28 protein-coding genes and 1 other RNA gene are annotated in these 25,361 nt (G+C 56.3%); 12 read left to right on the top strand and 17 right to left on the bottom strand.

Going from position 1 to position 25,361, the window contains the following annotated elements; all coding sequences use genetic code 11:
• Positions 1–53: 53 nt before the first annotated feature.
• The 11 genes from ACR0AJ_RS00810 to ACR0AJ_RS00860 form a co-directional block, all read right to left on the bottom strand.
• On the bottom strand, positions 54–182 hold the full coding sequence (locus ACR0AJ_RS00810; RefSeq protein WP_264187062.1) for a hypothetical protein: 129 nt from the start codon (positions 180–182) through the stop codon (positions 54–56).
• Positions 183–272: 90 nt separating this feature from the next.
• On the bottom strand, positions 273–1,625 hold the full coding sequence (gene rseP, locus ACR0AJ_RS00815; RefSeq protein WP_480739842.1) for an RIP metalloprotease RseP: 1,353 nt from the start codon (positions 1,623–1,625) through the stop codon (positions 273–275).
• A gap of 4 nt (positions 1,626–1,629) precedes the next feature.
• A complete protein-coding gene (dxr, locus tag ACR0AJ_RS00820; protein WP_480739844.1) occupies positions 1,630–2,802 on the bottom strand; it encodes a 1-deoxy-D-xylulose-5-phosphate reductoisomerase in 1,173 nt (390 codons plus the stop codon).
• Positions 2,802–3,584 (bottom strand): phosphatidate cytidylyltransferase, encoded by a 783-nt coding sequence (locus tag ACR0AJ_RS00825; RefSeq protein ID WP_480739845.1) that lies wholly within the window; start codon positions 3,582–3,584, stop codon positions 2,802–2,804. Before ACR0AJ_RS00825 ends, dxr begins: the two co-directional genes overlap by 1 nt.
• The gene (locus ACR0AJ_RS00830; RefSeq protein WP_170358372.1) at positions 3,581–4,312 is read right to left on the bottom strand and encodes an isoprenyl transferase; all 732 of its coding nucleotides are present in this window, start codon (positions 4,310–4,312) and stop codon (positions 3,581–3,583) included. Before ACR0AJ_RS00830 ends, ACR0AJ_RS00825 begins: the two co-directional genes overlap by 4 nt.
• A gap of 8 nt (positions 4,313–4,320) precedes the next feature.
• Complete coding sequence (gene frr / locus ACR0AJ_RS00835; protein WP_170348638.1) at positions 4,321–4,884, bottom strand: ribosome recycling factor; 564 nt, start codon at positions 4,882–4,884, stop codon at positions 4,321–4,323.
• Between the two features lie 186 nt (positions 4,885–5,070).
• Positions 5,071–6,066 (bottom strand): acryloyl-CoA reductase, encoded by a 996-nt coding sequence (acuI, locus tag ACR0AJ_RS00840; RefSeq protein WP_170348637.1) that lies wholly within the window; start codon positions 6,064–6,066, stop codon positions 5,071–5,073.
• A 99-nt stretch (positions 6,067–6,165) separates the two neighbouring features.
• Positions 6,166–7,269 carry a dimethylsulfoniopropionate demethylase gene (locus ACR0AJ_RS00845; protein WP_480739847.1) on the bottom strand — a complete coding sequence of 368 codons (1,104 nt, stop codon included), beginning with the start codon at positions 7,267–7,269 and terminating at the stop codon, positions 6,166–6,168.
• Entirely contained in the window at positions 7,270–7,776 is a 507-nt protein-coding gene (locus ACR0AJ_RS00850) for a DinB family protein (RefSeq protein ID WP_480739849.1), read from the bottom strand.
• A complete protein-coding gene (locus ACR0AJ_RS00855; RefSeq protein WP_170348634.1) occupies positions 7,776–8,480 on the bottom strand; it encodes a DUF1326 domain-containing protein in 705 nt (234 codons plus the stop codon). The genes ACR0AJ_RS00850 and ACR0AJ_RS00855 overlap by 1 nt, the downstream gene beginning before the upstream one ends.
• Positions 8,481–8,484: 4 nt before the next feature.
• On the bottom strand, positions 8,485–9,276 hold the full coding sequence (locus tag ACR0AJ_RS00860; protein WP_480646585.1) for a DUF2182 domain-containing protein: 792 nt from the start codon (positions 9,274–9,276) through the stop codon (positions 8,485–8,487).
• 86 nt (positions 9,277–9,362) lie between these two features.
• Here ACR0AJ_RS00860 and ACR0AJ_RS00865 point away from each other — a divergent pair, with 86 nt between their 5' ends.
• The 7 genes from ACR0AJ_RS00865 (at position 9,363) to ACR0AJ_RS00895 (ending at position 14,112) form a co-directional block, all read left to right on the top strand.
• Positions 9,363–10,094 carry a FadR/GntR family transcriptional regulator gene (locus ACR0AJ_RS00865; RefSeq protein ID WP_170348632.1) on the top strand — a complete coding sequence of 244 codons (732 nt, stop codon included), beginning with the start codon at positions 9,363–9,365 and terminating at the stop codon, positions 10,092–10,094.
• A gap of 10 nt (positions 10,095–10,104) precedes the next feature.
• Positions 10,105–10,467 carry a DUF4345 family protein gene (locus ACR0AJ_RS00870; RefSeq protein ID WP_170348631.1) on the top strand — a complete coding sequence of 121 codons (363 nt, stop codon included), beginning with the start codon at positions 10,105–10,107 and terminating at the stop codon, positions 10,465–10,467.
• Positions 10,468–10,503: 36 nt separating this feature from the next.
• Positions 10,504–10,851, top strand: a transfer-messenger RNA (tmRNA) gene (gene ssrA / locus ACR0AJ_RS00875).
• 100 nt (positions 10,852–10,951) lie between these two features.
• Positions 10,952–11,383 carry an ester cyclase gene (locus tag ACR0AJ_RS00880; RefSeq protein ID WP_170348630.1) on the top strand — a complete coding sequence of 144 codons (432 nt, stop codon included), beginning with the start codon at positions 10,952–10,954 and terminating at the stop codon, positions 11,381–11,383.
• 128 nt (positions 11,384–11,511) lie between these two features.
• The gene (locus ACR0AJ_RS00885) at positions 11,512–12,327 is read left to right on the top strand and encodes a chromate resistance protein ChrB domain-containing protein (RefSeq protein ID WP_480646583.1); all 816 of its coding nucleotides are present in this window, start codon (positions 11,512–11,514) and stop codon (positions 12,325–12,327) included.
• Positions 12,324–13,577 carry a chromate efflux transporter gene (chrA, locus tag ACR0AJ_RS00890; protein WP_170348628.1) on the top strand — a complete coding sequence of 418 codons (1,254 nt, stop codon included), beginning with the start codon at positions 12,324–12,326 and terminating at the stop codon, positions 13,575–13,577. Before ACR0AJ_RS00885 ends, chrA begins: the two co-directional genes overlap by 4 nt.
• 76 nt (positions 13,578–13,653) lie before the next feature.
• On the top strand, positions 13,654–14,112 hold the full coding sequence (locus ACR0AJ_RS00895; protein WP_170348627.1) for an SspB family protein: 459 nt from the start codon (positions 13,654–13,656) through the stop codon (positions 14,110–14,112).
• Between the two features lie 12 nt (positions 14,113–14,124).
• Here the strand turns inward: ACR0AJ_RS00895 and ACR0AJ_RS00900 are convergent, their stop codons facing one another.
• Positions 14,125–14,652, bottom strand: a complete 528-nt coding sequence (locus ACR0AJ_RS00900; protein ID WP_226688805.1) for a PH domain-containing protein — start codon at positions 14,650–14,652, stop codon at positions 14,125–14,127.
• A 231-nt stretch (positions 14,653–14,883) separates the two neighbouring features.
• On the opposite strand from ACR0AJ_RS00900, the gene fumC reads away from it, so the two are divergent.
• The 4 genes from fumC to ACR0AJ_RS00920 are packed head-to-tail and all read left to right on the top strand — an operon-like array spanning position 14,884 to position 17,334.
• Complete coding sequence (gene fumC, locus ACR0AJ_RS00905) at positions 14,884–16,278, top strand: class II fumarate hydratase (RefSeq protein WP_170348625.1); 1,395 nt, start codon at positions 14,884–14,886, stop codon at positions 16,276–16,278.
• Positions 16,278–16,454 (top strand): DUF4169 family protein, encoded by a 177-nt coding sequence (locus ACR0AJ_RS00910; RefSeq protein WP_170348624.1) that lies wholly within the window; start codon positions 16,278–16,280, stop codon positions 16,452–16,454. Before fumC ends, ACR0AJ_RS00910 begins: the two co-directional genes overlap by 1 nt.
• Positions 16,451–16,672: a ribbon-helix-helix domain-containing protein gene (locus ACR0AJ_RS00915; RefSeq protein WP_480646579.1), complete on the top strand. Its 222-nt coding sequence runs from the start codon at positions 16,451–16,453 to the stop codon at positions 16,670–16,672. The genes ACR0AJ_RS00910 and ACR0AJ_RS00915 overlap by 4 nt, the downstream gene beginning before the upstream one ends.
• A 59-nt stretch (positions 16,673–16,731) precedes the next feature.
• On the top strand, positions 16,732–17,334 hold the full coding sequence (locus ACR0AJ_RS00920; RefSeq protein WP_170348622.1) for a DNA-3-methyladenine glycosylase I: 603 nt from the start codon (positions 16,732–16,734) through the stop codon (positions 17,332–17,334).
• 6 nt (positions 17,335–17,340) lie between these two features.
• Here the strand turns inward: ACR0AJ_RS00920 and ACR0AJ_RS00925 are convergent, their stop codons facing one another.
• The 4 genes from ACR0AJ_RS00925 to ACR0AJ_RS00940 form a co-directional block, all read right to left on the bottom strand.
• Positions 17,341–18,222: a fructose bisphosphate aldolase gene (locus tag ACR0AJ_RS00925; protein ID WP_170348621.1), complete on the bottom strand. Its 882-nt coding sequence runs from the start codon at positions 18,220–18,222 to the stop codon at positions 17,341–17,343.
• A gap of 73 nt (positions 18,223–18,295) precedes the next feature.
• A complete protein-coding gene (locus ACR0AJ_RS00930; RefSeq protein ID WP_480739853.1) occupies positions 18,296–19,645 on the bottom strand; it encodes a cytochrome P450 in 1,350 nt (449 codons plus the stop codon).
• Positions 19,642–20,856 (bottom strand): hypothetical protein, encoded by a 1,215-nt coding sequence (locus ACR0AJ_RS00935; protein WP_170348619.1) that lies wholly within the window; start codon positions 20,854–20,856, stop codon positions 19,642–19,644. The genes ACR0AJ_RS00930 and ACR0AJ_RS00935 overlap by 4 nt, the downstream gene beginning before the upstream one ends.
• 55 nt (positions 20,857–20,911) lie before the next feature.
• Positions 20,912–21,664, bottom strand: a complete 753-nt coding sequence (locus ACR0AJ_RS00940) for a cytochrome c biogenesis CcdA family protein (RefSeq protein WP_170348618.1) — start codon at positions 21,662–21,664, stop codon at positions 20,912–20,914.
• A 105-nt stretch (positions 21,665–21,769) separates the two neighbouring features.
• Here ACR0AJ_RS00940 and ACR0AJ_RS00945 point away from each other — a divergent pair, with 105 nt between their 5' ends.
• Complete coding sequence (locus ACR0AJ_RS00945; RefSeq protein WP_480739856.1) at positions 21,770–22,003, top strand: sulfurtransferase TusA family protein; 234 nt, start codon at positions 21,770–21,772, stop codon at positions 22,001–22,003.
• Positions 22,004–22,058: 55 nt separating this feature from the next.
• Here the strand turns inward: ACR0AJ_RS00945 and ACR0AJ_RS00950 are convergent, their stop codons facing one another.
• A complete protein-coding gene (locus ACR0AJ_RS00950) occupies positions 22,059–24,911 on the bottom strand; it encodes an Rne/Rng family ribonuclease (RefSeq protein WP_480739857.1) in 2,853 nt (950 codons plus the stop codon).
• Positions 24,912–25,361 lie beyond the last annotated feature (450 nt).

Consider the following 25,361-nt stretch of genomic DNA (forward strand, 5'->3'; position numbering starts at 1 on the left):
CAGAAAGCGGCCCGTCGGCCGCCTTGTGTAGTTTCAATAACAGGTCTTAAGAATCACATAGTGATCAAATAGGCCCAACCGCCCATTGCCACGGCAGTCACACCGAAGAACAGCAATGTATCCCAGTTCAACACGAACAAGCACCCAAAGCTTTTGGCGGATTTACGCAGGGCCTTTGTCATAACTACCTCTGACACGGTTTAATTACCGGCTATTAACCTAAGCTGGAATTGAGGCGGAATTGGGGCGTTTTCTTGTGATCGATGCCACAATCAGCAGAACAGATCGTTCGTAACCGAAAAGACCATAAGTCCAAGGATCAACGATACGCCAACCCCCATAAGCACGCGCAGTACACCGTCGCTGGGTGGTTTGCCTGCAATAGCCTCATACGCATAGAATACCAGATGGCCCCCATCCAATGCCGGAATGGGAAACAGGTTCAGTAAGCCTACTGCGGTCGACAGAACGGCAATAAAGAAAATGAAATTCTGAGCACCCTGACTGGCCATAGCGCCAGAAGTTTCCGCAATGCCGATGGGACCGGAAATGTTGCAGGTGCTGATCGCCCCCGTCACCATATGCCAGACGCCCGACAAAGAGCCGTCAACGATGCGAATGGTCTGCTGCACACCGCCGGAAAGAGATGCCAGAAGGCCCGCGGGTTCCGTCGCTGGTTCCAAAGCCATTCCACCCACAATCCCGATACGCCAATGGGTCACAAAGCCACCTTCCGGCTGCGGCTCATCCGTGCGACGCGGGGCCAAGGCAAATTCAAGCTCGGCCCCGTCGCGCCAAACGTTCAGCAATAGAACCTTGCCGTCCGATCCTTCTACATGTTCTTTGAGCTGCTCAAAGGCAAAGATAGGATCGCCGTTGACGGCCGTGATAACGTCGCCCGACTTTAGATCGATATCCATGGCTGCACTGCGTGGAACGACCTGTTGGATCAGCGCCGGGAACAACCAGGGGCCGGATACATCCAGTGTCTGCCCATCGCGGATCACCGTGTAATCCAACTCCGTTTCAACAGGCAGTGCATCCGTAAAATCAGACCAGGCCCCCTGCTGATCAAAATCAGGAACGGGAAGACCCGCAATTGCGACGATTTCATCCCCGTCCTGCAATTCCTGCACCGAACCAGGCAACGAGCGCAATTCGCCGACTGTAAAAGGGTCGCGCGTAACGCCCTGAGACATAAAAATCAGGCCAAACACCACAATGGACATAGCAAAGTTGAACACCGGCCCTGCGGCAACGGTAGCTGCCCGCGCCCACAACGGCGCGCCGTGCATGGTGCGGCGCAGCTCTTCGGGGGTTTGCTCGGTGATTTCCTGCATCGCGCCTTCGTCCTTGCCGGATGCGGCGTTGGCATCCCCAAGGAATTTTACATACCCGCCGAAAGGCAAGGCTGCGATCTGCCAACGTGTTCCGCGTTTGTCGATACGGCTCCACAATACAGGGCCAAACCCGACCGAGAACACCTCGGCATGGATGCCGGACCAACGCCCGACGATATAATGGCCGTATTCATGTACCGCGACGATGACGGACAGGGCGATCACAAAGGCAACGATGGTATAAAGCAAGTTGCCGAATTGAGGGATCAGAGAGATTACGTCCAAGTTTCTATCCTGCTTTCTGCATCACGGCTTCTTCTGCCCACTTACGTGCCAGATGGTCCGTTTGCAGTACGTTATCAAGGGTTAAAGAGGCATCAAGAAGGCCGTCTGACGTCTCAAATCTGTCCAATACACTTTCAACGATCTGGGCCATCTCTGGAAAACTGACCCGGCGTGCGATGAACAGGTCCAGCGCCCGCTCTTTCGCGGCGTTGAACACCGCACCTGACAGACCGCCGCGCTGCATCACGTTACGGGCGAGGCGCAGCGCTGGATAGCGGGTCTCGTCCGGGTCCTGAAAGCGCAACTGACCCAGTTTCGCCAGGTTCAGACGTTCGACCGGTAGCTTGCGCCGATCCGGCCAGTGCAGCGCATAGCCAATTGCATGGCGCATATCCGGTGCGCCCATATGAGCCATGACCGCGCCGTCATTGAACCCAACCAGCGAATGCACGATGGATTCGGGATGCACCAACACTTCGATCTGATCAGGGGAAACACCAAAGAATTCCCGCGTTTCAATCACTTCGAGCGCTTTATTGAACATCGAAGCGCTGTCTATGGTGATCCGCTGACCCATATCCCAGTTCGGATGGCTCGAGGCTTGCTCGACCGTGGCATTGACCAGATCGCTCAACGGCCAATCGCGGAACGCGCCACCGCTGGCGGTGATAATGATCCGTTCAACTGCATCCATATCCTCGCCCACCAGCGCCTGGAACACGGCAGAGTGTTCGCTGTCCACCGGCAAAAGTCGGGCATTGTGTTTTCGCGCCGTTTCCAACACCAACGGTCCGGCACAAACGAGCGTTTCCTTGTTTGCCAGGGCTAGGGTCGCACCTTGTTTCAATGCCTCAAGACCCGGTGGTAATCCGGCCGCACCGACGATGGCCGACATGACCCAATCCGCTGGCCTCGCTGCCGCTTCGGTCAGCGCAGCCTGTCCGGCCGCAGCCTCGACACCGCTGCCGGATAGTGCAGCACGCAGGTCCTCGAGCTGATCCTCATGCGCGGTCACGGCCAAATCAGCCTGCAGTCGGCGTGCATCGTCGGCCAGCTTTTCGATATTTGCACCGCCGGTCAATGCCACCACGTCATAGGCCGACGGATTCCGGTCAATCAGGTCGATTGTGTTCTGTCCGACCGATCCGGTCGCGCCGAAAATGGAAACTCTGCGCATTACATGCCCCCGGGGGAGTAAATCAAACCCGCGATCAGAACGAACAAGGCCGCCCCCATCATCCCGTCAAACCGGTCGAGAAATCCGCCATGTCCCGGGATCAGGTTCGAACTGTCCTTGACCCCAAATTTCCGTTTGGTCGCACTTTCGACGATATCTCCGGCTTGACTGGCCATCGAGGCCAAAACCGAAATCACAACAAACATGAACCCAAATCCGGCATAGATCGCAAAAACAGCCCCCACGATGGCTGCTGCGGCCCAGCCTCCGGCAGTGCCCGACCATGTTTTCTTGGGGCTGACCCTGGGCCAGAACTTAGGGCCCCCAAAGGTTTTGCCAACAAAATACCCGGCGACATCCGTCGCCACGACCACCGAAATCAGCCAAACCATCCAGCCAAAGCCCATCGTCTCGCGGATAGAGATGAAGCCCAGACCAGATGCCGCAATCCAGACGGCAAATAGCGCATAAATCGTTTTCGAACGACCGACCTGCCCCGCCCCAACCAAAGCCGGAGCCACCAGAACCGGAAGCTTAAAAAGCGGCGGCACGTGGTAGCTGATCAAGACGGCCACTCCGGTCAGAATGCCAAGCTGAACGCGCACGCCGACCTTGTCCGGGTCGATCATCCGCACCAGCTCCCAGGTCATCAAACCGCAGGCAATTGCGATGAATGCTTCGAACCAAAGGCCGCCCAGCCAAACCTCGACCGAACCGATGGCAATTAAAACGGCTGCGGACAGAATCCGGGCGCTTAGGTCAGACCATCGGCCGTCGCTCATACCCGCACTGCCCCAAACCGGCGCTCGCGAGAGCCAAAGTTGCGACACAGCCGTTCCAGCTCGGCCGCTGTGAAATCCGGCCAGAGCGTGTCGATGAATTCATATTCGGAATAGGCCGATTGCCACAGCAGAAAGTTGGATATCCGCGCCTCACCACTGGTCCGGATAACCAGATCGGGATCAGGAAGAACATGCGTGTCCAGATACTTGGGCAGAGTTTCTTCATCAACATCTTCGGGGCGCAACCGTCCTTCGGCAACGTCCAGCGCAAGACGTTTGGTGGCCCGCGCAACCTCATCCCGACCGCCGTAATTCAGGGCGACCGTCAGGTGTACCAAATCGTTGTTCTTGGTTTCTTCTTCCAGCGCGTCCATCAAGGCAATCAGCTTGGCGTCCAATCGAACGCGATCCCCAATGAACCGAACCCGGATACCATTTTCCTTCAGAGTCCGGGTTTCTTTGATGATGTAGCGCCGAAATAGGCTCATCAGCCCGGCAACCTCGGCCTGCGTGCGTTTCCAGTTCTCGGTCGAAAAGGCAAAAACCGTAAGGTATTTGATTCCAAGTTCCGGGCAAGCCTCAACCACCTCGCGCACGCGCCGCGCCCCGGCGTGGTGTCCAAACAGCCTTGGCCGGCCACGCGCCTGCGCCCAGCGACCATTTCCGTCCATGATAATAGCGACATGGCGCGGCCCAAGCGCGGGCGAAGTATGAGGGGTGTTGAGCATTCCCTGTCTCAGACCTGCATGATCTCGGCCTGCTTGGTCTCAAGCGCGGCGTCTACAGATTTGATCATCTCATCGGTCAGGTCCTGAACCTCGGATTCCCAGAATTTCTGATCATCCTCGGACATACCGTCCGCTTTGGCTTTTTTGACTTGATCCATCCCGTCGCGGCGCACATTCCGGATCGAGACACGGGCGTGTTCAGCATATTGCCCGGCAACTTTGCCCAATTCGCGGCGGCGTTCTTCGTTCAGTTCCGGGATCGGCAGCATGATGATCGTACCGTTCAGCTGCGGATTGATCCCCAGCCCGCTTTCGCGGATCGCCTTTTCAACCTTGCCCACCAGACCCTTGTCCCAGACGTTGACGGTCACCATGCGCGGTTCGGGTACATTCACCGTCCCAACCTGATTGATCGGAGTCATTGAGCCATAGGCATCCACCATCACCGGCTCAAGCATCGAGGCCGACGCCCGCCCGGTCCGAAGCGAGGCGAATTCGGTTCTGAGGTTGGCCATGGCGCCTTCCATGCGCCGTTTCAGATCATCGGTATCCAGTTCGAAATCGTCAGACATGCTGCTCACTCCCCGTATTCAGGTGCTGTTTGCATGGCTTCTAAGCCATCGCAATTGGGATGTATAGCAATGATGCTGTGGAAATGCTCCATTGACCAGAGGTGTCTTCAGCATTTTTTCGGTTGATTAAATACCAAACAGACCAGCCGACATCCTAGTCGGCGGGTCTGAAGGAAGCTTTTCCGATCAGGCGTTTACGTCAACGACGACGCGGCCTTTGACCTGACCTTTCAGAATATCGGCGCCCAGTTGCGGCAGATCGTTAAGGGTTGCTGGCTGAACCATTGCCTCAAGCTTATCCATCGGCAGATCGGTGGCGATACGTTGCCACGCCCGGACGCGATTTTCATAAGGCTGCATCACGCTGTCGATGCCCAGCAGATTTACGCCGCGCAGAAGGAATGGAATGACCGTCGCAGGCAAAGCAGCACCACCCGCCAACCCCACAGCCGCGACCGAGGCGCCGTATTTCATCTGCCCCAGGACGCGCGCCAGCATCTCTCCTCCGACCGCATCAACGCAGCCAGCCCAGCTTTCGCTTTCCAGAGGCCGCTTGGTGGTTTCGTTCAGCTCTTCCCGCGGGACGATTGTGCTGGCCCCCAGAGATTTCAAGTAATCCCCCGCCTCGGGCCGACCGGTAACAGCCGCCACTTCGTAGCCAAGATTGGACAGAATGGCCGTGGCCACAGATCCGACCCCACCTGCGGCCCCGGTTACCAAAACCGGCCCGTGATCGGGTGTCATTCCGTGATCCTCAAGCGCCATCACAGCCAGCATCGCAGTAAATCCGGCCGTGCCTACAGCCATTGCCTGGCGCGCATCCAAGCCATCGGGCAAGGGCACCAACCAATCGGCCAGCGCATTGGCTTTTTGCGAATACCCGCCCCAATGCGCCTCACCCACGCGCCAGCCGGTTAAAACTACCTTGTCACCGGGCTTATAGCGGTCATCTGATGACGCTTCGACGGTCCCGGCATAGTCAATACCCGGTACATGTGGGTAGTTGCGCACCAGCCCGCCACCCTTCGGCGACGTACACAAACCATCCTTGTAATTCACCGTCGAATACTCGACCGCCACGGTCACGTCACCATTTGGCAAATCATCCAGAGACAACTGCTTGACCGAGGGGCTGGCCAAGCCGCTCTCTTCATCCTTTTCCATCACCAATGCATTGAACATCCGATTTCCTTTCGTTTTCCTAGCGCCAGGCCATTCTACGCCTGGCTGAATGAGTTCGGGTGCGCCGTGTAGCGACGAGGGCGACGCCCAAACCCTCCCTTAGATCCAGAAACGCTCCTGCACTGTGGCGCGGCGCATGCCGTCTGGTGTTTCAACCTCGACAACCGTTCCTGCTTCCCAGTGGCTTAATCGCAGCATGCCAATTGAGACATTCGTCCCGAAATCCGGGGACCACGCGGCTGAGGTCACCTGCCCCACACGCCTTCCACCTGCGAACACAGACCACGGTCGGTCGCAGGGCGGTACTGCGTCGCCCTCAATCGCAATTGGACGAATCTGCTGTACCGGGCCTTCCTTAGCCACACGCAACAATGCATCCCGACCGATACACCCAATCGCGGTGTGAGTATTACAGAACTTGCCCAAACCACATTCGTGCGGCGTGTTGTCGTCGGTCATGTCATTGCCATAAGACAGCAAACCACCTTCGATCCGCTCGATCAGGTTGGGACAGCCCGCCCGCACCTGTAGGTCCTCACCCGCCGCAAAAAGGGCGTTCCACAATGGCATGCCTATCTCAGTGCCTTCGAGATAGATCTCGAACCCACCCTGTTTCGAATAACCCGACCGAGCCACGGCCAGGTCACGCCCTTCGAATTCGAACATATCGAATTTGAAAAACCGGATATCCCGCACGCGATCCCCGAATACGCGCACCATCAGGTCATCCGCCTTGGGCCCTTGAACCGCCAAGGGCGACACGTCGGGTTCATCCACCAGAACATCCAGCCGATAACCGTTGGCGACCCCTTTGACCCAAAAAAGCAGGTCACTGTCAGCAATGGAAATCCACCAACGATCATCGGACAACTTCACCGCCACAGGATCGTTCAGCATCCCACCGGTTTCATCGACGATGGGCACGTAAAAGCACTGCCCCGGCAGCATCCCCCGAAGATCACGCGGCGTCAGCATTTGCATCAATTTGCCCGCATCCGGGCCGCGCAGCTCAACCTGCCGTTCACAGGAAACATCCCAGACCTGAACGTGGGATTTCAAATGCCTGTAATCTGCCTCGACGCTTTCGAAAACTGTGGGCAATAACATGCGGTTATAGACCGTGTATGCTTTAACTCCCGCAGCCTCGACACCGTCTGAGAAGGGCGTGCGCCGCAACCGGCGGGATAAGGAAATTTGCGGCATTCAAACCTCCTTTGGCATAAACACCAAATCGCTAACAGGAGCGGCTGATCCGGTCTCGGTCAGCATTTGGTGCAATTGCCCGCGATGATGGGTCCGATGGTTGAACATATGTATGACGCATTGCGCGTAAGGCAATGTAAAGTCATCTTTTTTTGCCGCCGAGAGCCACGTGAATTCACCAGTCAGAAGGTCCTCTTCAAGCGATCCAGCCCAATTGGAGATGCGGGCGTCGACTGTTTTGCACAGCGGCAACCACTCGACCAGATCAGCGCACAAAGACACACTTTCCGGGATGCCGCCACCTGGACCATCGCCCTGATCAAAACGCGAAATCCAAATCCAGTTACCCCACAAAAGATGGTTAGCAGTCCCCATGATCGAGCCAAAAAAAGCGCCGCGATCTTTCGCTAACTCCTCGGGCGTCAGGTCTTGAAGAAAAGCGGACAACTGGCTGTTCTGCCATTGATTATACCGCGCCATTTCCTGTGCATAGGCCCCGGTGATCATTATTTTGGTCCATGCCAGTCAATCGGGCAAATCTCGGCCGATTTACCGCCGAAATCCCAGACGCGGCCGTAATCACGCACCTTGGATTTGGTTCCACGCGCTACGATGATATCCGGTCCCATCCAGTATTTCGAGTTCGAAACCATCACCGGATGCTCGGGGTCTTTACCCGCCAACATCTCAATCTCGCCCTGAATCTTGCGACCGATTACGATACGGCGCTTGTTGCCATCGCGTTCGATCTGGACAGGGGCCCGCTCGGCCCCGATGATCTCGCTGACCAGCATGGTGAACAGACCAGTTGTACCGCCCGCCTGCCCGCTGAAGATTTGCAGCAGACCGTTATAGGCCTTGCCGCTAGCGCGTTCATCGACATAGGCCGCGACTTTCCACTGGCCCTCGCCCATGCGACCGGGAATATCGACCAGTAGACCAACGTTCAAACCCGACAGGTCCTCGCCCTCGTAATGGCCTTCATCGATGATGACCCCCATCCACGCGTGGCAATGCCCTTCGGTCGGAGGATGCGCCCCCAGTGATACAACGCAAGGGCAAAACACATCGCACGAGCAGTTGAGGATCAACTCTCCCTTGATGACCCAATCAGTCGGACTCATCTCACGCCGCTTGGGATTTGGCATACGACTGTCGATACGTTGGCTGATAGGCAACCTGTCGGCTTCAGGTTTTCTGTTCTTAGCCATATACTTATCCTCCGAAAATAAAGGGATAGATCAACAGGAGAATTCCCCCTGCAACTAGAGCAAACCCCATTGGTCGCGTCACTGCGTGACCGATCTGAGGCAATTTTTCCAAAACCATGAACAGAGTCGCCAACCCCATCCAAAGCAAGCTCATGACGCCTCCAACGAAACCCAGCGCCATAAAGCCCCAACAACATCCGACGCAAAAAGCACCCAGCCCCAGGCCCATGCGCAACCCGCCTGTGAAACCGGTTTTCCAATGAACTAGAAAATAGGTCACGGGCGCGTGGCAAACTCCGTGGCAGACCTCTTTCGCGCGGGTGAACTGAAAAGCGCCAACTGCGATCATCAAACCACCGGCCACAAAGCTGGATTTGGCGATGCCCAGCATGTCGACAACGCCACCGAACAGTAAAACCAGCTGAACCCCCGTGATCAGCGCCGCGAACCCGACCCAGACGATGAAATACCCCGCCAGAACGCCCAGCCAACCAGCTCGTGTGCCATTTGCGCTGTGGATCAGGTCATCATAGCTGCGCAAGGTCGGCACAAGGGTCGGCAACATCATTGCGGCCATCATGATGGCCCACATCCAGAACAGCGGGCTAAATTCGGACATCGGCATGTACATATCCATGCGCGGATCCATGGCGGCCATCGCTTGCCCCATTGGGCCGGGGCGCCCGATCCAATCCAGATCCATTCCGCGGCTCATGGTGAACATCATCCACCAGGCCCACAGAATCAGGCTGTAAAACCCAAGCCACAAACCGCTGCGTAGAACTGCGCGACTCATGCGTCCCTCCCGACTCAGTCCTTGCAATTCAAATGTCAGACTTTTAAATGTCAGACAAATAAAATCTTACCAACGGTCCCCGGAATATGAAAATCGACCCACGAAAACCCGCCGATTTGTCTGCGCAAATCGCGCAGGCCATCCGTGATGCCATCATCTCGGGTGAATTGATCGTGGATGAGCGTTTGCCGTCCGAGGCAGAACTGTCCGATCAGTTTCAGGTCTCACGCCCCACGGTGCGCGAGGCATTGAAACGTCTAGCCGCGCAATCCTTGATCCGAACGCAGCGGGGCGCCAGCGGGGGGGCTTTTGTTAATCGGATCAGCTTTGAGGACGCGTATTCGCAGCAAATCACGACCTCAACACTGTTGTTGTCGATGAATGCGGTCAGCTTTGATACTGCCTGCGAGGCCCGATTTTCGTTGGAACGCGCCTGCGCGCCCTTGTCTGCGCAACGCCGTACTTCGGATCAACTGGCCACCATGCGGGCCGAGATTTTCCGTCAGGCACAGCCTGGGCTTTCGGATGAGGCCTTTTGCGCTTCAGACGTCACATTCCATCGGGCCTTGGTAGATGGTGCCGACAACCCGGTGCTCTCTTACCAGTTGGCCGGCGCTGTCGAGGCCATGCAGCCCTTGATGAACATGATCACCTTCACCGCCCGATCGCGTGAACAAATCATCTCCTTGCACAATCAGATTGCCGATGCGCTGGAAGAAAGGGATGCGGCAAAGGTAGATGCAAAACTAGTTGAGCTAGAAGAATACACCCGTAAGCTGGCCCAGGATGTCGCCCAGCAACATCGTAAACCTGCTTGATGAGGGACAGATGACAACAGCTCTGAACGTAATTGCCGCCCTCTTGACCATAGGTTTTGGCCTCTTCGGTTTTCTGGCGCCCGCGTTCACTGCGGCCTCATTGGATTTGACACCAACCGACAGCAACATGGGTCTTAGCGAGATGCGTGCATCAGTCGGTGGGCTATTTGTCGTAACCGGCGCGGTGGTGCTGTGGCTGAACAATCCCATGGCCTATGCCATGTTGGGCGTTGTTTATGCGGGCGCGGCGCTTGGGAGGTTTGTCTCGGTCATTTTTGACAATCCGCCACTCATCAAAGCCATGACATTCGGAGGAATCGAATTGGCCCTGGCGCTGTGGTTGATCTTGGCGAACATCAACAGGGCTGCGTAAGCATCTGTTTTTAAAGCAAGCGTAGATTGGAATTCCTGGTTTGCATCCACGCGCGCGCTCACCTATATAGGATATGTCTTTCGGGACTATGGACATAAACGCGCTCGTAATAAGCGGATCGGACCCGGGGGCGGTACCCGGCGGCTCCACCAACCATCCTTCGTTTGAGGATTTTGGGGCCGAAATAGGATCGACGAACGTCTAAAGGGGTTAGCTTTGTCTCGGCTGTCTGCCACCGTTACCGGCGAAAATAGTACAATTGCAAACGACAATCGTGCTCCGGTTGCAGTTGCTGCGTAAGCAGTAACAAGACCGAAACTTAAGTCCTTGCGCCTAGCCGCGTAAGGCGGGGTTCGCAGGTACCTGGCAACAGAAACCTGCATTTTCTCCCTAATGTCTGCGGTTTATCTCTGATCTTGTTCACGTTCAGAGTTTATTCACCCTTTGGTCTCATGCTGACCCCGACAGAAAAAGGAGAGTCGGGATGTCCCATACAGATGTCGTCAAAGGATGGTATTCCGAGGTTTGGGAAAACGGGAACCTTGATGCGATAGATCAGTACTTTAGCGCTGATACGATGGCCGAAGGGTTGATCCCCGAAATGCAAGTCGGCGCGGATGATTTCCGCGATCTGGTCATGGCATTTCGTCACGTTCTTGGGGACATCAAGGTTGAAATTCCAAAGATCGTCGAAGATGGGGACTGGGTTTCTGCCATTTTGCATGTCAGCACGACGCGGGCCGACAATGGCGCTCCACTAAAGGCCACGGGCAGTGTGTTCGCGCGGGTCAAGGACGGTCGCATGGTCGAGGCTTATAACCAATTCGACTTCATCTCTTTGTTCGAACAACTCGGGCAGTTTCCGCAAGACACTTTGCCTGTCTGCATGACAGGTCAAAGGCTAGATTGGGCGTAACACGGTTCAGGCAATCTTGACCCCTTTGGCGCTTAGCCGTAAGCAAAGATCATGGGGTAAGATTGCGAACGCCCCGTGAGGCGCCAGCCCAAGTTTCGCATGTATCCGCCCAAAACAGGAGACATGCTATGCCTGCGCCCAATTCAATTACACCTAAACAGCTGATGCGCCTAATCGGAACGCCACAGGCTCCGGTTTTGGTCGACATATGTCTCGATGAGGATTTCACAGCTGACCCCTATCTAATCCCCGGCTCATTGCGTCATTCCGCCAAAGATATCGACGGGATCGCCGAAAAGATTGGCGACCGTGCGGCTGTCATCATTTGCCAAAAGGGCAAAAAGCTTAGCCAAGGGGTTGTCTCTTGGCTGCGCAGCAAAGGTTGTGTGGCGGAATACCTGGAAGGTGGTATGTTTGGCTGGCGGGAAATGCCCGACGCGCCGCGGGTTCCAGCCTCGGCCGTACCATGGCACGAGGGAGGTCGATCCGTCTGGGTCACGCGTCACCGGCCCAAAATCGATCGGATCGCATGCCCCTGGCTGATCCGCCGCTTTGTCGACCCGGACGCGCAGTTTCTATTCGTGGCACCGTCCGAGGTGCAAGCCACCGCCGAGGCCTTTGACGCAACGCCGTTCGATATAGAGGATACGTTTTGGTCCCACAGACAGGATCGCTGCACATTTGACACCATGCTGGACGAATTTCAGCTGCGCATGCCGGCGCTTGACCGATTAGCCACGGTCGTTCGGGCCGCCGACACCAATCGCCATGATCTCGCCCCCGAAGCCGCCGGGCTATTGGCAATCTCTGTCGGCTTGTCACGCCAGTACCGCGACGATCACCAAAACCTCGAGGCAGGGCTGCACTTGTATGACGCACTGTACCGCTGGGCGCGGGACGGGTTTGACGAGGGGCACGACTGGCCAACGGATCGCAAATCATGACGCCATCCCTTTCAGACCTTGTCCGGGTGTTTGGCCGCATCGGGTTGCTGTCGTTCGGAGGGCCTGCCGCGCAAATCTCACTGATGCACCAGGAACTGGTCGAGAGACGCCCGTGGCTGGACGAACAGGCTTATCTGCGCGCCTTGTCCCTGTGCATGCTTCTGCCCGGCCCCGAGGCCATGCAACTGGCCACTTATGCCGGTTGGCGTCTGCGTGGTGTGACCGGCGGGTTGATCGCAGGTGCCCTTTTCGTACTACCGGGTGCGTTTGTCATCGCCATTCTCGTGGGGCTTTATGCTGCGTTTGGCGACCTGCCAGTGGTGCAGGCTGGTTTTTTGGGTGTGAAAGCGACTGTGATTGTCATCGTTCTTCAGGCCCTTAGGAGCCTGTCGCGCAAAGCGCTGACCGATACGCAACACCGTGCGATCGCTGGGTTGGGTTTTCTTGCGATTTTCGCGCTGAACCTTCCCTTTCCGCTGATCATTCTGGCGGCAGCTATCTGGGGCTATGTCACGTTTAACGGCGAGGTCACCACCGCAGATGCACCCCCTGCCCCAAAGGTCAAAGGAATGCTCGGCACCGCCGCAATTTGGCTGGTTCTGTGGCTGGGGCCACTGTTGGCATTGACCTTGGCGGGACAAAAACTGTTGAGCGATCTGGGCTGGTTTTTTGCTCGCCTTGCCGTTGTCACGTTTGGCGGGGCCTATGCCGTTCTGGCCTATATGACCCAGACCGTGGTTGAAAAATATCAATGGGTCAGCACAGATCAGATGATCGACGCGCTGGGTCTGGCCGAAACGACTCCGGGGCCGTTGATTCTGGTGACACAGTTTGTCGCCATGTTGACCGGTCAAATCAACGGCGGGGCGCCGTTTGCGATTGCGGCTGGAGTGGTTGCCCTTTGGGCCACATTTGTACCGTGTTTTCTGTGGATTTTTTTGGCCGCCCCCTATCTGGACCAATTGGCGACCCGTCCAAGGTTGTCCGCCGCGCTGCATGGGATTACTGCCGCTGTGGTAGGTGTGATTCTTAACCTGTCAGTATGGTTCAGCCTGAACGTTCTGTTTCAGACTATTCCCCAACAGTCATGGGGTCCGGTGACCATCCCCAGGCCCGATCCAGCCAGCCTGGATCCTGCCGCTCTGATCCTGACACTATTGGCTGGGCTATTGATTTTTAAGTTTAAATTTGGGATGGCAACAACTCTGGCCATCATGGCCATGATTGGAACGGGAATTCACTTCCTTTGAACAATCCTCGCATACCCGGTCTTTCGTTTCCGTCGAAATCCCCTATGCTGAGAGTAACCACTTTTGAGGATGACACATGTCGCAAGACATCGATTATGGAAACTTGATGCACACCGCGATGCGCGGGCTCATCAAATCCGTTCTGAACAGCGTTGCCGATAATGGCCTGCCTGGGGCGCATCATTTCTTTATCACCTTCGATACGCGTCAGGATGGCGTGGAACTGGCGGATTGGCTGCGCGAGCGGTACCCCGAAGAAATGACAATTGTCATGCAGCACTGGTTCGAAAATCTAGAGGTCGGCGACGAAGGCTTTGCCATCACGCTGAACTTTGGAGACGCACCGGAACCGCTATACATCCCTTATGCGGCGATCAAAACCTTCGTCGACCCATCCGTCGAATTCGGCTTGCGGTTTGAAAGCCCCGATGATGAGGAAGAAGCCGACCCCATCGTCGAAGAATCAATCGAGGTTGAGGAAGGGGCAGATCAACAAGACGCCGAGGTCGTCTCGCTGGACAGTTTCCGCAAATAATTGCTCAATAGACTATTGTTTTTTAAGAAAAGTCTCGACCGAACGGGACTTTTCCCCATTGCGGAACCGCGAAAACGACAGATCCAGACCGCCCTCAGCCAATGTACGGTCGTATTGCTGCAATTCGTAGTCGCCGGTTTCGCCGATAAACAGGGAAAATACGGTTAGAGTATCACCTTGGATCCGGCCCCAGACAAAGGGTTCGCCCTGCATCGGGTCAAGCGGTACTTCGTGTCCGAACACATTGCGTTTCATCGCAGCCGAAAAAACATCTGCCCGGTCGGACTGTTTGAAATCAATCGAGAATTTCTGTTCCTTGATGCGGCCATCCGCCTTGTAGGTCGTTGTCGTCCAACTGATGTTAAAACCGTTCTTCATCTCGTGAATCGACACGCTCATGTCGCGTGGCGTTTCGGTACCGTCATCATCGACAACACTTGCAGATCCAACATAGTCGCCGACAAAAGGCGAAATATCCGCCGCTTGGACAGGAACGCCAGATAATGCGATCAAAAACAGGAAGCCCAGCGAAAAGACTATATATTTCAAGAAATAAGTCTGAACCAATTTGCCCACCGGAGCCTCCAATTTGGTGATCCTATTATTGTAGCGGACACGTATGCACGCACAATGCGTTTCACAAGAAATTTCACCGTCCCTTCCACCTATACCTCTGGCACCCTTAAGTTTATGGTGCGCGCAACTGGCCGATTGCTCTGCAACTATGTTGCGGGTAAATGGCATACGAACGTATACACTACGGAGTGACAGATGTCTCAGACCCGCACCGAATCCGACAGCTTTGGCCCGTTGGAGGTTCCTTCTGACAAGTATTGGGGTGCCCAAACGCAGCGATCGATCATGAACTTCCCGATCGGTTGGGAAAAGCAACCCGTTGCCATCGTGCGCGCGCTGGGCGTGATCAAAAAAGCCTGTGCGATGGAAAACAAAGCCATAGGTAAGCTGGATGCAAAGATCGCGGATGCCATCATTCAGGCCGCTGGCGAAGTGATCGAAGGCAAGTTTGACGACAATTTTCCTCTGGTCGTCTGGCAGACCGGTTCGGGTACGCAGTCGAACATGAACTCGAACGAGGTGATCGCCAACCGCGCGATCGAAATCCTCGGCGGCGTTATTGGTTCGAAAGAGCCTGTTCACCCCAACGACCACTGCAACATGGGCCAATCGTCGAACGACACCTTCCCCACAGCCATGCATATCGCCACCGCGATGAGCGTGCGCGATGTGCTGTTGCCGGGTCTTGAAAAATTCGCTTCGGCGCTGGAAGCCAAAGCAAAAGAGTTTGCAGGCATCATCAAAATCGGCCGGACCCATACTCAGGACGCGACGCCACTGACGCTGGAACAGGAATTTGGCGGTTATGCGCACCAGATCCGTCAGGGTATCGCCCGTGTCCAAGCGTCGATGCCTGGAATTTATGAACTGGCGCAAGGTGGTACGGCTGTTGGTACTGGCCTGAACACCCATAACGGCTGGGATGAGGCCGTGGCCAAGAACATGGCAGACATCACCGGCCTGCCCTTCATCACCGCACCGAACAAGTTCGAGGCACTGGCCGCCCATGACGCCATGGTGTTCCTGTCGGGCGCTTTGGCGACCATCGCGGGCTCTTGCTACAAAATCGCCAACGACATCCGTCTGCTGGGTTCCGGCCCACGTTCTGGTCTGGGTGAGTTGATCTTGCCGGAAAACGAACCTGGCTCGTCAATCATGCCGGGTAAGGTGAACCCAACACAGGCCGAGGCGCTGACCCAAGTGGCCGCGCATGTCATGGGCAATGACGCAGCGATGAAGTTTGCCGGTTCGCAAGGTCACTTCCAGCTGAACGTCTATAACCCGATGATGTCCTACAACCTGCTGCAATCGATTCAACTGCTGGGCGACGCAACCGACAGCTTTACCGAGCGGATGCTGCTGGGCATCAAGGCTAACGAGCCGCGCATCGACAAGCTGATGAAGGAATCGCTGATGCTGGTGACCGCTCTAGCCCCGACGATTGGCTATGACAACGCCACAAAGGTTGCCAAAACCGCACACAAAAACGGCACCACCCTCAAGGAAGAGGCCATCGCGCTGGGCTTTGTGGATGAAGAGACCTTTGACGCCGTTGTCCGCCCCGAACATATGATCGGCCCGAAAGACTGATGGGTAAGCCGGTCAATCTGAACCGGTACAGAAAAGCAAAGGCTCGGGCCGAGAAAAAGGCCCGCGCCGACCAGAACGCTGTCAAATTCGGGCGCAGCAAGGTCGAAAAGGTCGAGGCCAAGTTCGAACAGGACAAACAGCGCCGCGACATGGACAATCACGAGTTGGATGAATGAGCAGTCGCCCGGTCAAACGCTCACTGACTTTAAAAGGTCATCGTACTTCGGTGTCCCTTGAGGATGAGTTCTGGCAAGCCTTTCGCGACATTTCGAAAGAAAAAGAAATGGCAATAAATGCGTTGGCGGCTGAGATTGACGTCGAACGTGACCCCGATATCGGTCTAGCTTCAGCCATTCGAGTTTATGTTCTGAATTGGTATCGCACCCGCGATTGATGCTTGTCAGCTTGTTTCCTTTGCATGTACCCTGATCCGGAACAAAAGGGGTACAACATATGAGCAAGACTGTAACCGGACCCGATGGACAACCGCGCTGCGCTTGGTGCCAAGCCGCCCCTGAGTTCTTTGAGTATCACGATCAAGAATGGGGCTATCCGGTCGCGGACGATCAGCGATTGTTCGAAAAGCTGTGCCTTGAAAGCTTTCAGTCCGGACTTAGTTGGCGAACAATACTGAACAAGCGCGAGAATTTTCGCAAAGCGTTTAATCAATTCGATTTTAACGCTGTAGCTGCATTTACTAATGCAGACATCGAGCGTCTCTTACAGAACGAAGGCATCATACGTCATCGCGGCAAGATCGAGGCCGTGATCAACAATGCCCGCTGCGCGCAGGACCTTATCGTGGCCGAGGGTTCTCTGGCCGCTTATGTGTGGCGATACGAGGCCGACAACCCGCCTGCGCCGCAAAATGCGTCAACCTCGGCCGAGTCCATTGCAATGTCGAAGGATTTGAAAAAACGCGGTTGGAAGTTTGTTGGTCCAACCACGGTATTTGCTTTCATGCAGGCCATGGGGTTGGTCAACGACCACGCAATCGGCTGTACCATGCGTGAAAAAGCGGCGCAGATGCGCCGCGAATTCATCAAGCCGGAATAGCGCCTCTTAGACCGAGGCGCGGAAGATCTTGTCAATATTGCCGCCCAGAGCCGTATTGAACTCAGCATCTGATTGCTGTTTGGACAGCCCTTCGGTCAACGCGCGCGAAAACGACGCAATCATCTTGCCGTTCTGGTTCAGCAGATCACAGGCTTGCTCGGTTGAATAACCACCAGACAAGGCCACTACGCGGACAACACGAGGGTGGTCGGCCAGTTCGTCGAACAGGTTGGCATTGGTGGGGATGGTCAGTTTCAGCATGATGTCCTGCCCCTCGTCCAGTTGATCGAGGTTCTTCAGGATTTCGGCCTTCAGAATATCCTCGGCCTCGGCCTTGGTGGCGGAATTGATGTTCACTTCGGGCTCGACAATCGGAACCATGCCTGCGGCAACAACCACGCGCGCGACGTCAAATTGCTGGGCAACTACGGCGGCAATTCCTTCGGCGTTGGCTTCATGGATCACCGAGCGTTCCTTGGTGCCGAACACGCCATCCACCTTGGCCAGTGTTTCCGCCAGGCCAGGAATCGGTTTCATCATCTGTACACCGTTGGCCTGATCTTCCAGACCCTTGTCGATCTTCAGGAACGGCACGATACCTTTCTGCGACCACAGGTAATCGGCGACTTTGCGGCCATCGATTTCCTCGCCCAGCGTGCGTTCGAACAGGATCGCGCCGATCACTTTGTCCTTGGTAAAGTCGTCAGCCAGAATAATGCGGGCGCGCATCTTCTGGATTTCACCGAACATTTCCTCGTCCGAGCTATAGTCCGAGGCCTCAACCCCATAAAGAGCCAGCGCCTTGGGCGTCGACCCGCCGCTTTGATCCAGGGCCGCAATGAAACCCGCGCCGTTGGACATCTGCTCGCGCTGTTCTGCTTTGGACATAAGACTTTCCCGTTTAACAATGATTCCGCATTTTGCACTCGCATACAGCAAGGCGGCGGGCGATGGTAGCGTGTTAGCGCTCAACCACGCGCAGCCAGATGCCATCTTTGGACCGCACCGTCAGATGCGCCACTGGCACTGGTGTGCGATCTTCAACCAGTTCGAACCGGAAATTTCGCAACAACATCGACAACAGCAATGGCCCTTCGACCATGGCGAACCCGGCCCCGGTACACACGCGGGGACCGGCGGAAAACGGGATATATGCGTGGCGCTGGCAGGTTTTCCCATTTTCGGTAGACCATCGAGTAGGATCGAAATCATCGGGTCGATCCCACAAACGCTCTTGCCGATGCAGGTGCCAGGGGCTGATGACGATCTGCGCGCCTTTGGGAATGTCCCGCCCCCGGAATTGTTCGGGGCACGTCGCCTCGCGCACCATCATCGGTACCGGAGGGTACAGGCGCAGCGCCTCGCGAAATACATCGCGGCTGAGCTTCACTCTGGACACTGCGCTAAAGCTGGGATCATTCAGAATATCCGCCTCAGCGCTTAGTTTTTCCTGCCATTTGGGGTAAAGCGCCATCAAATACAGCGTCCAGGCCAGAGCTGATGCACTGGTTTCATGCCCAGCCAGGAAAAAGATGGCGACCTGATCCACCATCTCCTGCATGTCGAAACAATGACCGGTTTTCGGATCAGGTGTGGTCATGATCTTGGTTGCCAAGTCGTCCGGCGCCTGACCCGTGGCGATCAGATCGGCACGCTCTGCTATTAGACGCGAAATCAAAGCCCGGATATCCTGCGCGTTTCTGCGTGTATTGCGCGCATGCAACCGGGGCACCCACTTCGGTACCGGAATAAAGGCCGCCAGGTTCAACAAAGGCTGTTGCCGCTGATAGGCTCGGAACTTTTCGAACACCTGCGCGGCTACTTCATGTTCAATCGGAACTGAGAACAGCGTTCGGAAAATCACGTCCGCCGCGGCGTGGCTGGTAACCTCCTCGCATTCAATCACCTGCCCCGCTTGCGCTTTCAACCGCGTGACACAGGCTTGCGCGGCTTCCAGCATGGCTGGGAACGTGTCTTTCAACCGCCCGCCTTCAAAGGCCGGGTCGATGATGCGGCGCTGCCGTTTCCAGGTCTCACCATTGGTCAGAAAGACCGAGTCACCCAATAACGGGCGCAACCCCTCGCTTATGCGACCAGATTTCGGGAAATCGTCGGGGCGCTGCTTAAGGACGGTTTCTACAAGCTCGGGCTGGTTGATCATGTAGGACCGAAAGAACGGCGTTTGGAACTCGGCCATCCAGGCCCGGTACAGGCGCTGTGGTTGGGCCGATAACAGGTCCTTGCGGAACAGTTTCAGATAGCGCCACAGAGAGACCTTATCCGGGCGGGATGTTGGTTTGGGCGGCTTCACGGAAGAACCGACCTGTATTTCGAAACCGGCTGGTCGATACGCGATTTTGACGGATCACGGCCTTGAAACCTTTGCGCCAATGAAAGCGGCCCTGCGGTAACGCGGAAATAGTCATAATCGCCGGGGCGATCAAACGCGCAGAGATACTGAAAATGCAGCCGGAAAAACCGCCAGCGCAGCTCGTGCCAGCGTTCTGGCGACAGAGTTTGTGTAAAGGCCGCGGACAGCACCAGCGGCCAACGTTTTTGATCGGGGGCAACGCCACTGACGCCCACTGGGTCACATAGAGCAAAGGCACACCCATCCCCCGGGGCGGACACGTCAACCCAGGTGAGTTCACTTCGGGTCGACAGAAATTGCAGATCGGTGCGCAAATCCCTGGCGTCCGGCAGGAATGAGACCATAGGCACCACCTGCCCAAGGCTTAGAAAGGACAGGATCGGGCCGTCACTGGGAAGGTTTTGCGAACGGATCAGATCAGCCAGTACCATCACACCCAGATGCGCCCCCGATGAATGGCCAACGACCAGAACCTCATCCACATCCGTCTCAAGTGCGCGTTGAATATGTTTGGTAAATTCGGCCAGACGTGACCGTAACTCGGCTGGGGTGGTGCCATTCAACGCAGCCGAATAGGCATAGTCGTGCATCAGGTAATACGCAAACAAGCGATTATCGATCTTGCGAAACCAGAGCAGCAAAGCATAAGCGGTCGCTATTGCCGGCACCATGGCCACCCACCCAGCAACAGGCCATAGCAACGCCGCAAATATCCACAGCACGCCTAGCGACAGGGCCAATTGCGCAATCAGCATGCCGACAGGATACAACGCTGCAATCACTGGCCCTTTGCGCAAGCGCATAAGGCACCACATTGCCCCTGACCCAATGTAAATCCAGGCCGTGCGCACAAGCTGCAAGTAGGCCGCGGGGATCGAATTCGACATACTGTCGCGCACGATGTCCGACCAGACCAAGACCTCGATTTCTGCCTCGACGTCGACGCCATCCTGGCGCGAGCGGACATGCCAGCCGTACGGACCGTCACCTGATTTGGGCGCCAGTGAGATCTTGTAGCCTGAGATTTCCGCCTGCGCCCGACCTTCTTTTCGGTACAGCTCTCGGTATCGCCGAGGGTGAATCGGATCGTAGCCTGGTATGTAGAAAACCCGACGCCGTCTTACCTGAGACTGATTTGTGTGACTGCTCATGGCCTTACCTTCTGCGGCGCAGGTTAACGCAGCCTTGCCGCCAAGGTAAGTCAGATCATCCGAAATTGGCGAGTGCGGGGAAGGTTTCCAGCAGCCACCAGCTGAACTCGGTGAATAGGCCAGTGATCAGCATGATGCCGACGAACAGCAGCAGACCCCCCATGACCTTTTCAATCGTTCCCATGTAAGGCTTGATCCGGTTCATCACTGACATCGACCGGTTCAGGAACATCGCGGCCAGTAGGAACGGAATACCCAGACCTGCCGCATAAACACCCAGCAACAACGTACCCCGCGCCACCGAGGACTCGGACGCCGCCAGCGACAGGATCGCACCCAGTTGTGGTCCGATGCACGGAGTCCAGCCGAACGCAAAGGCCAGACCCAGGATATAGGCACCAAAGACCGAGCCGCCGGAATCTCCGGTTTCGATCCGCGCCTCACGATCAAGGAAAGGAATGCGGAAAACATTCAGGAAATGCAGACCAAAGACAATCACCACTGCACCGGAGAGTTTGGCGAAAAGCACCTGGTTCTGCAGCACGAATACCCCAAAGGCCGATGCTGTGAACCCCAATAGCAAGAACACCGTGGACAGACCCAGCACAAAGAACAGCGCCGACATCGTCGCCTTACGCCGCGCACGCGCCTCATCCTGCATCTCGTTGATGGTCACACCACTCATATACGCCAGATAAGGTGGCACTATGGGCAGAACGCAAGGCGACAAGAAGCTGATCAGCCCGCCCAGCATCGCGATGAACATGGCGGGCAGCAGGCCCGCGTCTATGATATCAATTCCGAACATAAATCAGCACATATGGTATCAACCCCGCCACGTCACGGGGCCATTCGGTCACATCCCCGTGCTTGGACGCTGGACACTGCGTCAACTTGGAAATATCTGCACATTATGTCTAGCCCCACTGAAACATTGGATGCGCTGGGTCTTTTGTGCCCTTTGCCCGTCCTGAAAGCCAGAAAACGCCTTAAATCTATGCCCTCGGGGGCAATTTTGCGCGTGTTGGCCGATGATCCTGCCGCCATCATCGATTTTCCGCATTTCTGCACCGAAAGTGGGCACCAGCTGGTGTCACAAGAGGATGCGGACGGACATCAGATCTACCTGATACAAAAATCAGGCTGAGGTGGAAACACGTCTGGTTCAAGAAAAAGGCGGGCTCAAAGCCCGCCTTTCTATTTTATTGCCCTAAGGACCACCACCCGCGCCGTTTCGGCTTGGGCGGTTCGCTGGGTTGCTCAGGCTCTTCGGCCACAACTTCCAGAACAGGCTCAGGCGTTTCTGCAACCGGCTCTTCCAGCGCTACTTCGACTTCAGCGGTCTGGACAGTCTCGGCAACCTCTTCCACAGCTTCTTCAGCTTCGACAGCAACTTCGGTAATCACTTCTGTCTCGGTTACCTCATCCACTGTCGGCGCATCGGCTTCCGCTGAAATCGGTTCGGTCACCACCTCAGCAGCTTCGGGTTGTTCAACGGCTTGTTCCGGCGCAGGTTCTTCTGCAGCGGTTTCCTCGGCCTGCTTAGCGACTGCTTCCTCAGCTTTATCAGCGGGTGTTTCGTCAGTTGCTTCAACCGTTTCCGCGTCCTTCTTACGACGGCGCGGCGCACGGCGGCGCTTCGGTTTTTCAGCCTTTTCTTCTGCAGCAGGTTCTTCGGGTTGAGCCTCAGCCGATGCTTCATCCGTAGCTTCGGCTGCGGTCTCACCGTCCTCTGCACCAGTTTCAGGCGTATCCCCCGAGCCGTTGCTTTTCTTACGACGACGGCGACGACGTTTGCGCTTGGGCTTAGCCTCTTCTTCGGCCTGAACCGCCGTTTCTTCTTCGGCGGCTTCGTCCTCGTCCGCATCCACTAGATCCATCAGCGTTGCGTCCACGGATACAACCGGTGCTGTCGCCTCGGGCACGATACGGCTGGCGGTCTTAAACTTCTCCATCGAGAAATCGGGACTGACCAGATGCACGTCGCCTTCGATGCGAACTGACAAGCCATAACGTGCTTCGATCTGCGCAATATGTTCCCGCTTTTGGTTCATCAGGAAGTTAGAGATACTGACCGGGCAGCGCACCAGAACCTCGCGCGAGCGGCGGCGAGTGCCCTCCTCTTCGATCTGACGCAGGATGGTCAGTGCCATGTTATCATCCGACCGGATCAATCCGGTGCCATGACAGGACGGGCACGGCTGTGTTGTCGCCTCCAGCATGCCAGGGCGCAGACGCTGTCGGCTCATCTCCATCAGGCCAAAGCCGGATATCCGACCCACCTGAATACGCGCGCGGTCTGTCTTGAGCTTGTCTTTCAAACGCTTTTCAACGGCCGAGTTGTTCTTACGCTCGTCCATGTCGATAAAGTCGATGACAATCAGACCAGCAAGATCGCGCAACCGAAGTTGCCGCGCCACTTCTTCAGCGGCCTCAAGATTGGTCTTAAGCGCGGTTTCCTCGATCGAGCCTTCCTTGGTTGCCCGGCCCGAGTTCACGTCGATCGCCACCAACGCTTCGGTCACGCCGATCACGATATACCCGCCGGACTTCAGCTGCACCGTCGGGTTGAACATGCCGGTCAGATAGCTTTCGACCTGATAGCGTGCGAACAGCGGCAGTGCGTCTTCATACCGTTTCACGTTCTTCGCGTGGGACGGCATGATCATTTTCATGAAGTCCTTGGCGATGCGGTAACCGCCTTCACCCTCGACCAGAACCTCATCAATCTCACGATTATAGAGATCGCGGATCGACCGTTTGATCAGGTCGCCCTCTTCATAAATCTTGGCGGGCGCGATGGACTTCAGCGTCAGCTCGCGGATCTGCTCCCACATGCGCTGCAGATACTCATAGTCGCGTTTGATTTCGGACTTGGTGCGCTTGGCCCCCGCAGTCCGAATGATCAGGCCCGCACCAGTCGGCACGTCAATTTCAGCCGCGATTTCCTTTAGTTTCTTACGATCCGGGGCATTGGTGATCTTGCGGCTGATGCCACCGCCACGCGCGGTGTTGGGCATCAGAACGCAATAGCGACCCGCCAGCGACAGGTATGTGGTCAACGCGGCGCCCTTGTTGCCACGCTCTTCCTTGACGACTTGTACCAGCAGAACCTGGCGTACCTTGATCACTTCTTGAATCTTATAGCGACGCGGACGCGGCTTGCGCGGCGGACGGATGTCCTCGCTGTCGTCCTCATCAGCAACTGACTCAATGCTATCATCCTTAGCCGATGCGTCTGAACGAGGTTTTTCTTCGGCCTCGTCTTCGTCTTCGGCGTCGGTTTTGGTGGCTTCCGCAGCAGGCGCGTCGTCTGCGTTGTCGTCTGCAGCGCTTTCGGCTTCAGCCTCCCCTTCAGGAGAGGCATCTTTTGCCTCAACGTCTGCAGTTTCTTTTACAGGCTCCGCAGATACCTCTTCCGTGGCGGCTTCCTCAGCCTCGGCAGCAGGCTCCTCCGCGGTCGCAGGCTCTTCTGTCTCAGCGGCAGGTGCCTCAACTTCATCCGAGGCTTCTGCGTCATCGCTGGGTTCCTCAACCGGCGTCTCAGCAACATGATCCATCGGAGAGGTGCCTTCTGGAACAGACAGATCAGCCCCTTCTTCGCCCTCATCCAGATCAATCGTTTCCATGCCTGTTGGCTCAGACGAAACCTCGATGGATTCGACTGCGTCGTCAGATTTCACATCCGCCGCCTTGGTCCGCGACCGGGACCGGCGCTTTTTAGGCTTGGCTTCTTCCGCCTCGTCCCGCGCCTTCATAGCCTCGGCGTAGGCGCGCTCTTCTTCCATCAGCGCTTCGCGGTCGGCGACCGGAATCTGATAGTAATCCGGGTGGATTTCCGAGAACGCGAGGAACCCATGCCGGTTCCCGCCGTAATCCACAAAGGCCGCCTGAAGGGACGGTTCTACTCGCGTAACTTTTGCTAGATAGATATTGCCAGCAAGCTGACGTTTGTTTTCGGACTCAAAATCGAACTCCTCGACCTTGTTTCCGTCGACCACCACAACGCGGGTTTCCTCCGCGTGGGTGGCATCGATAAGCATTTTCTTAGCCATTTGTCCTTGGTGCACCGCGCCAAACGCGTTGTCCTGGCCCGTCCGGGAGGACAGGCGCTTTTGGGGTGGTGTCTTGTCAGGGCGATATTGGACGGCGCGCGGCAGGGTCTGGCGCTGTGGCCCCCTGCCCGTACTCTCGATCGTTGCGCGCGCGTCATCGCGGTTCTTCTCCGACAGGCGCGGAATGCCGCGTCCTGCCCATTTTTTCCTTTCGCCCGCTCAGGCGGGCTCAGGCGTTCAACTGCCCGGTTAAGGGCATAATCGGTCTGCTTTGCCTCGTGGGGATCATCACCATCCGCGGCAGAGCAGCGAAACTCAAAGCTTGGGGCTTAAGGGCGTAAATAGGCCCGGCCCGTCCCGCCACCATAAAGGCAGTCCTGTGGAAAAGACAATGGGCAAACTGCACGGTTCACTCCGAACACCGGCCAGGATCGCTTCATCTGGCCAAAA

The organism is Ruegeria sp. CJ9 (assembly GCF_056536625.1).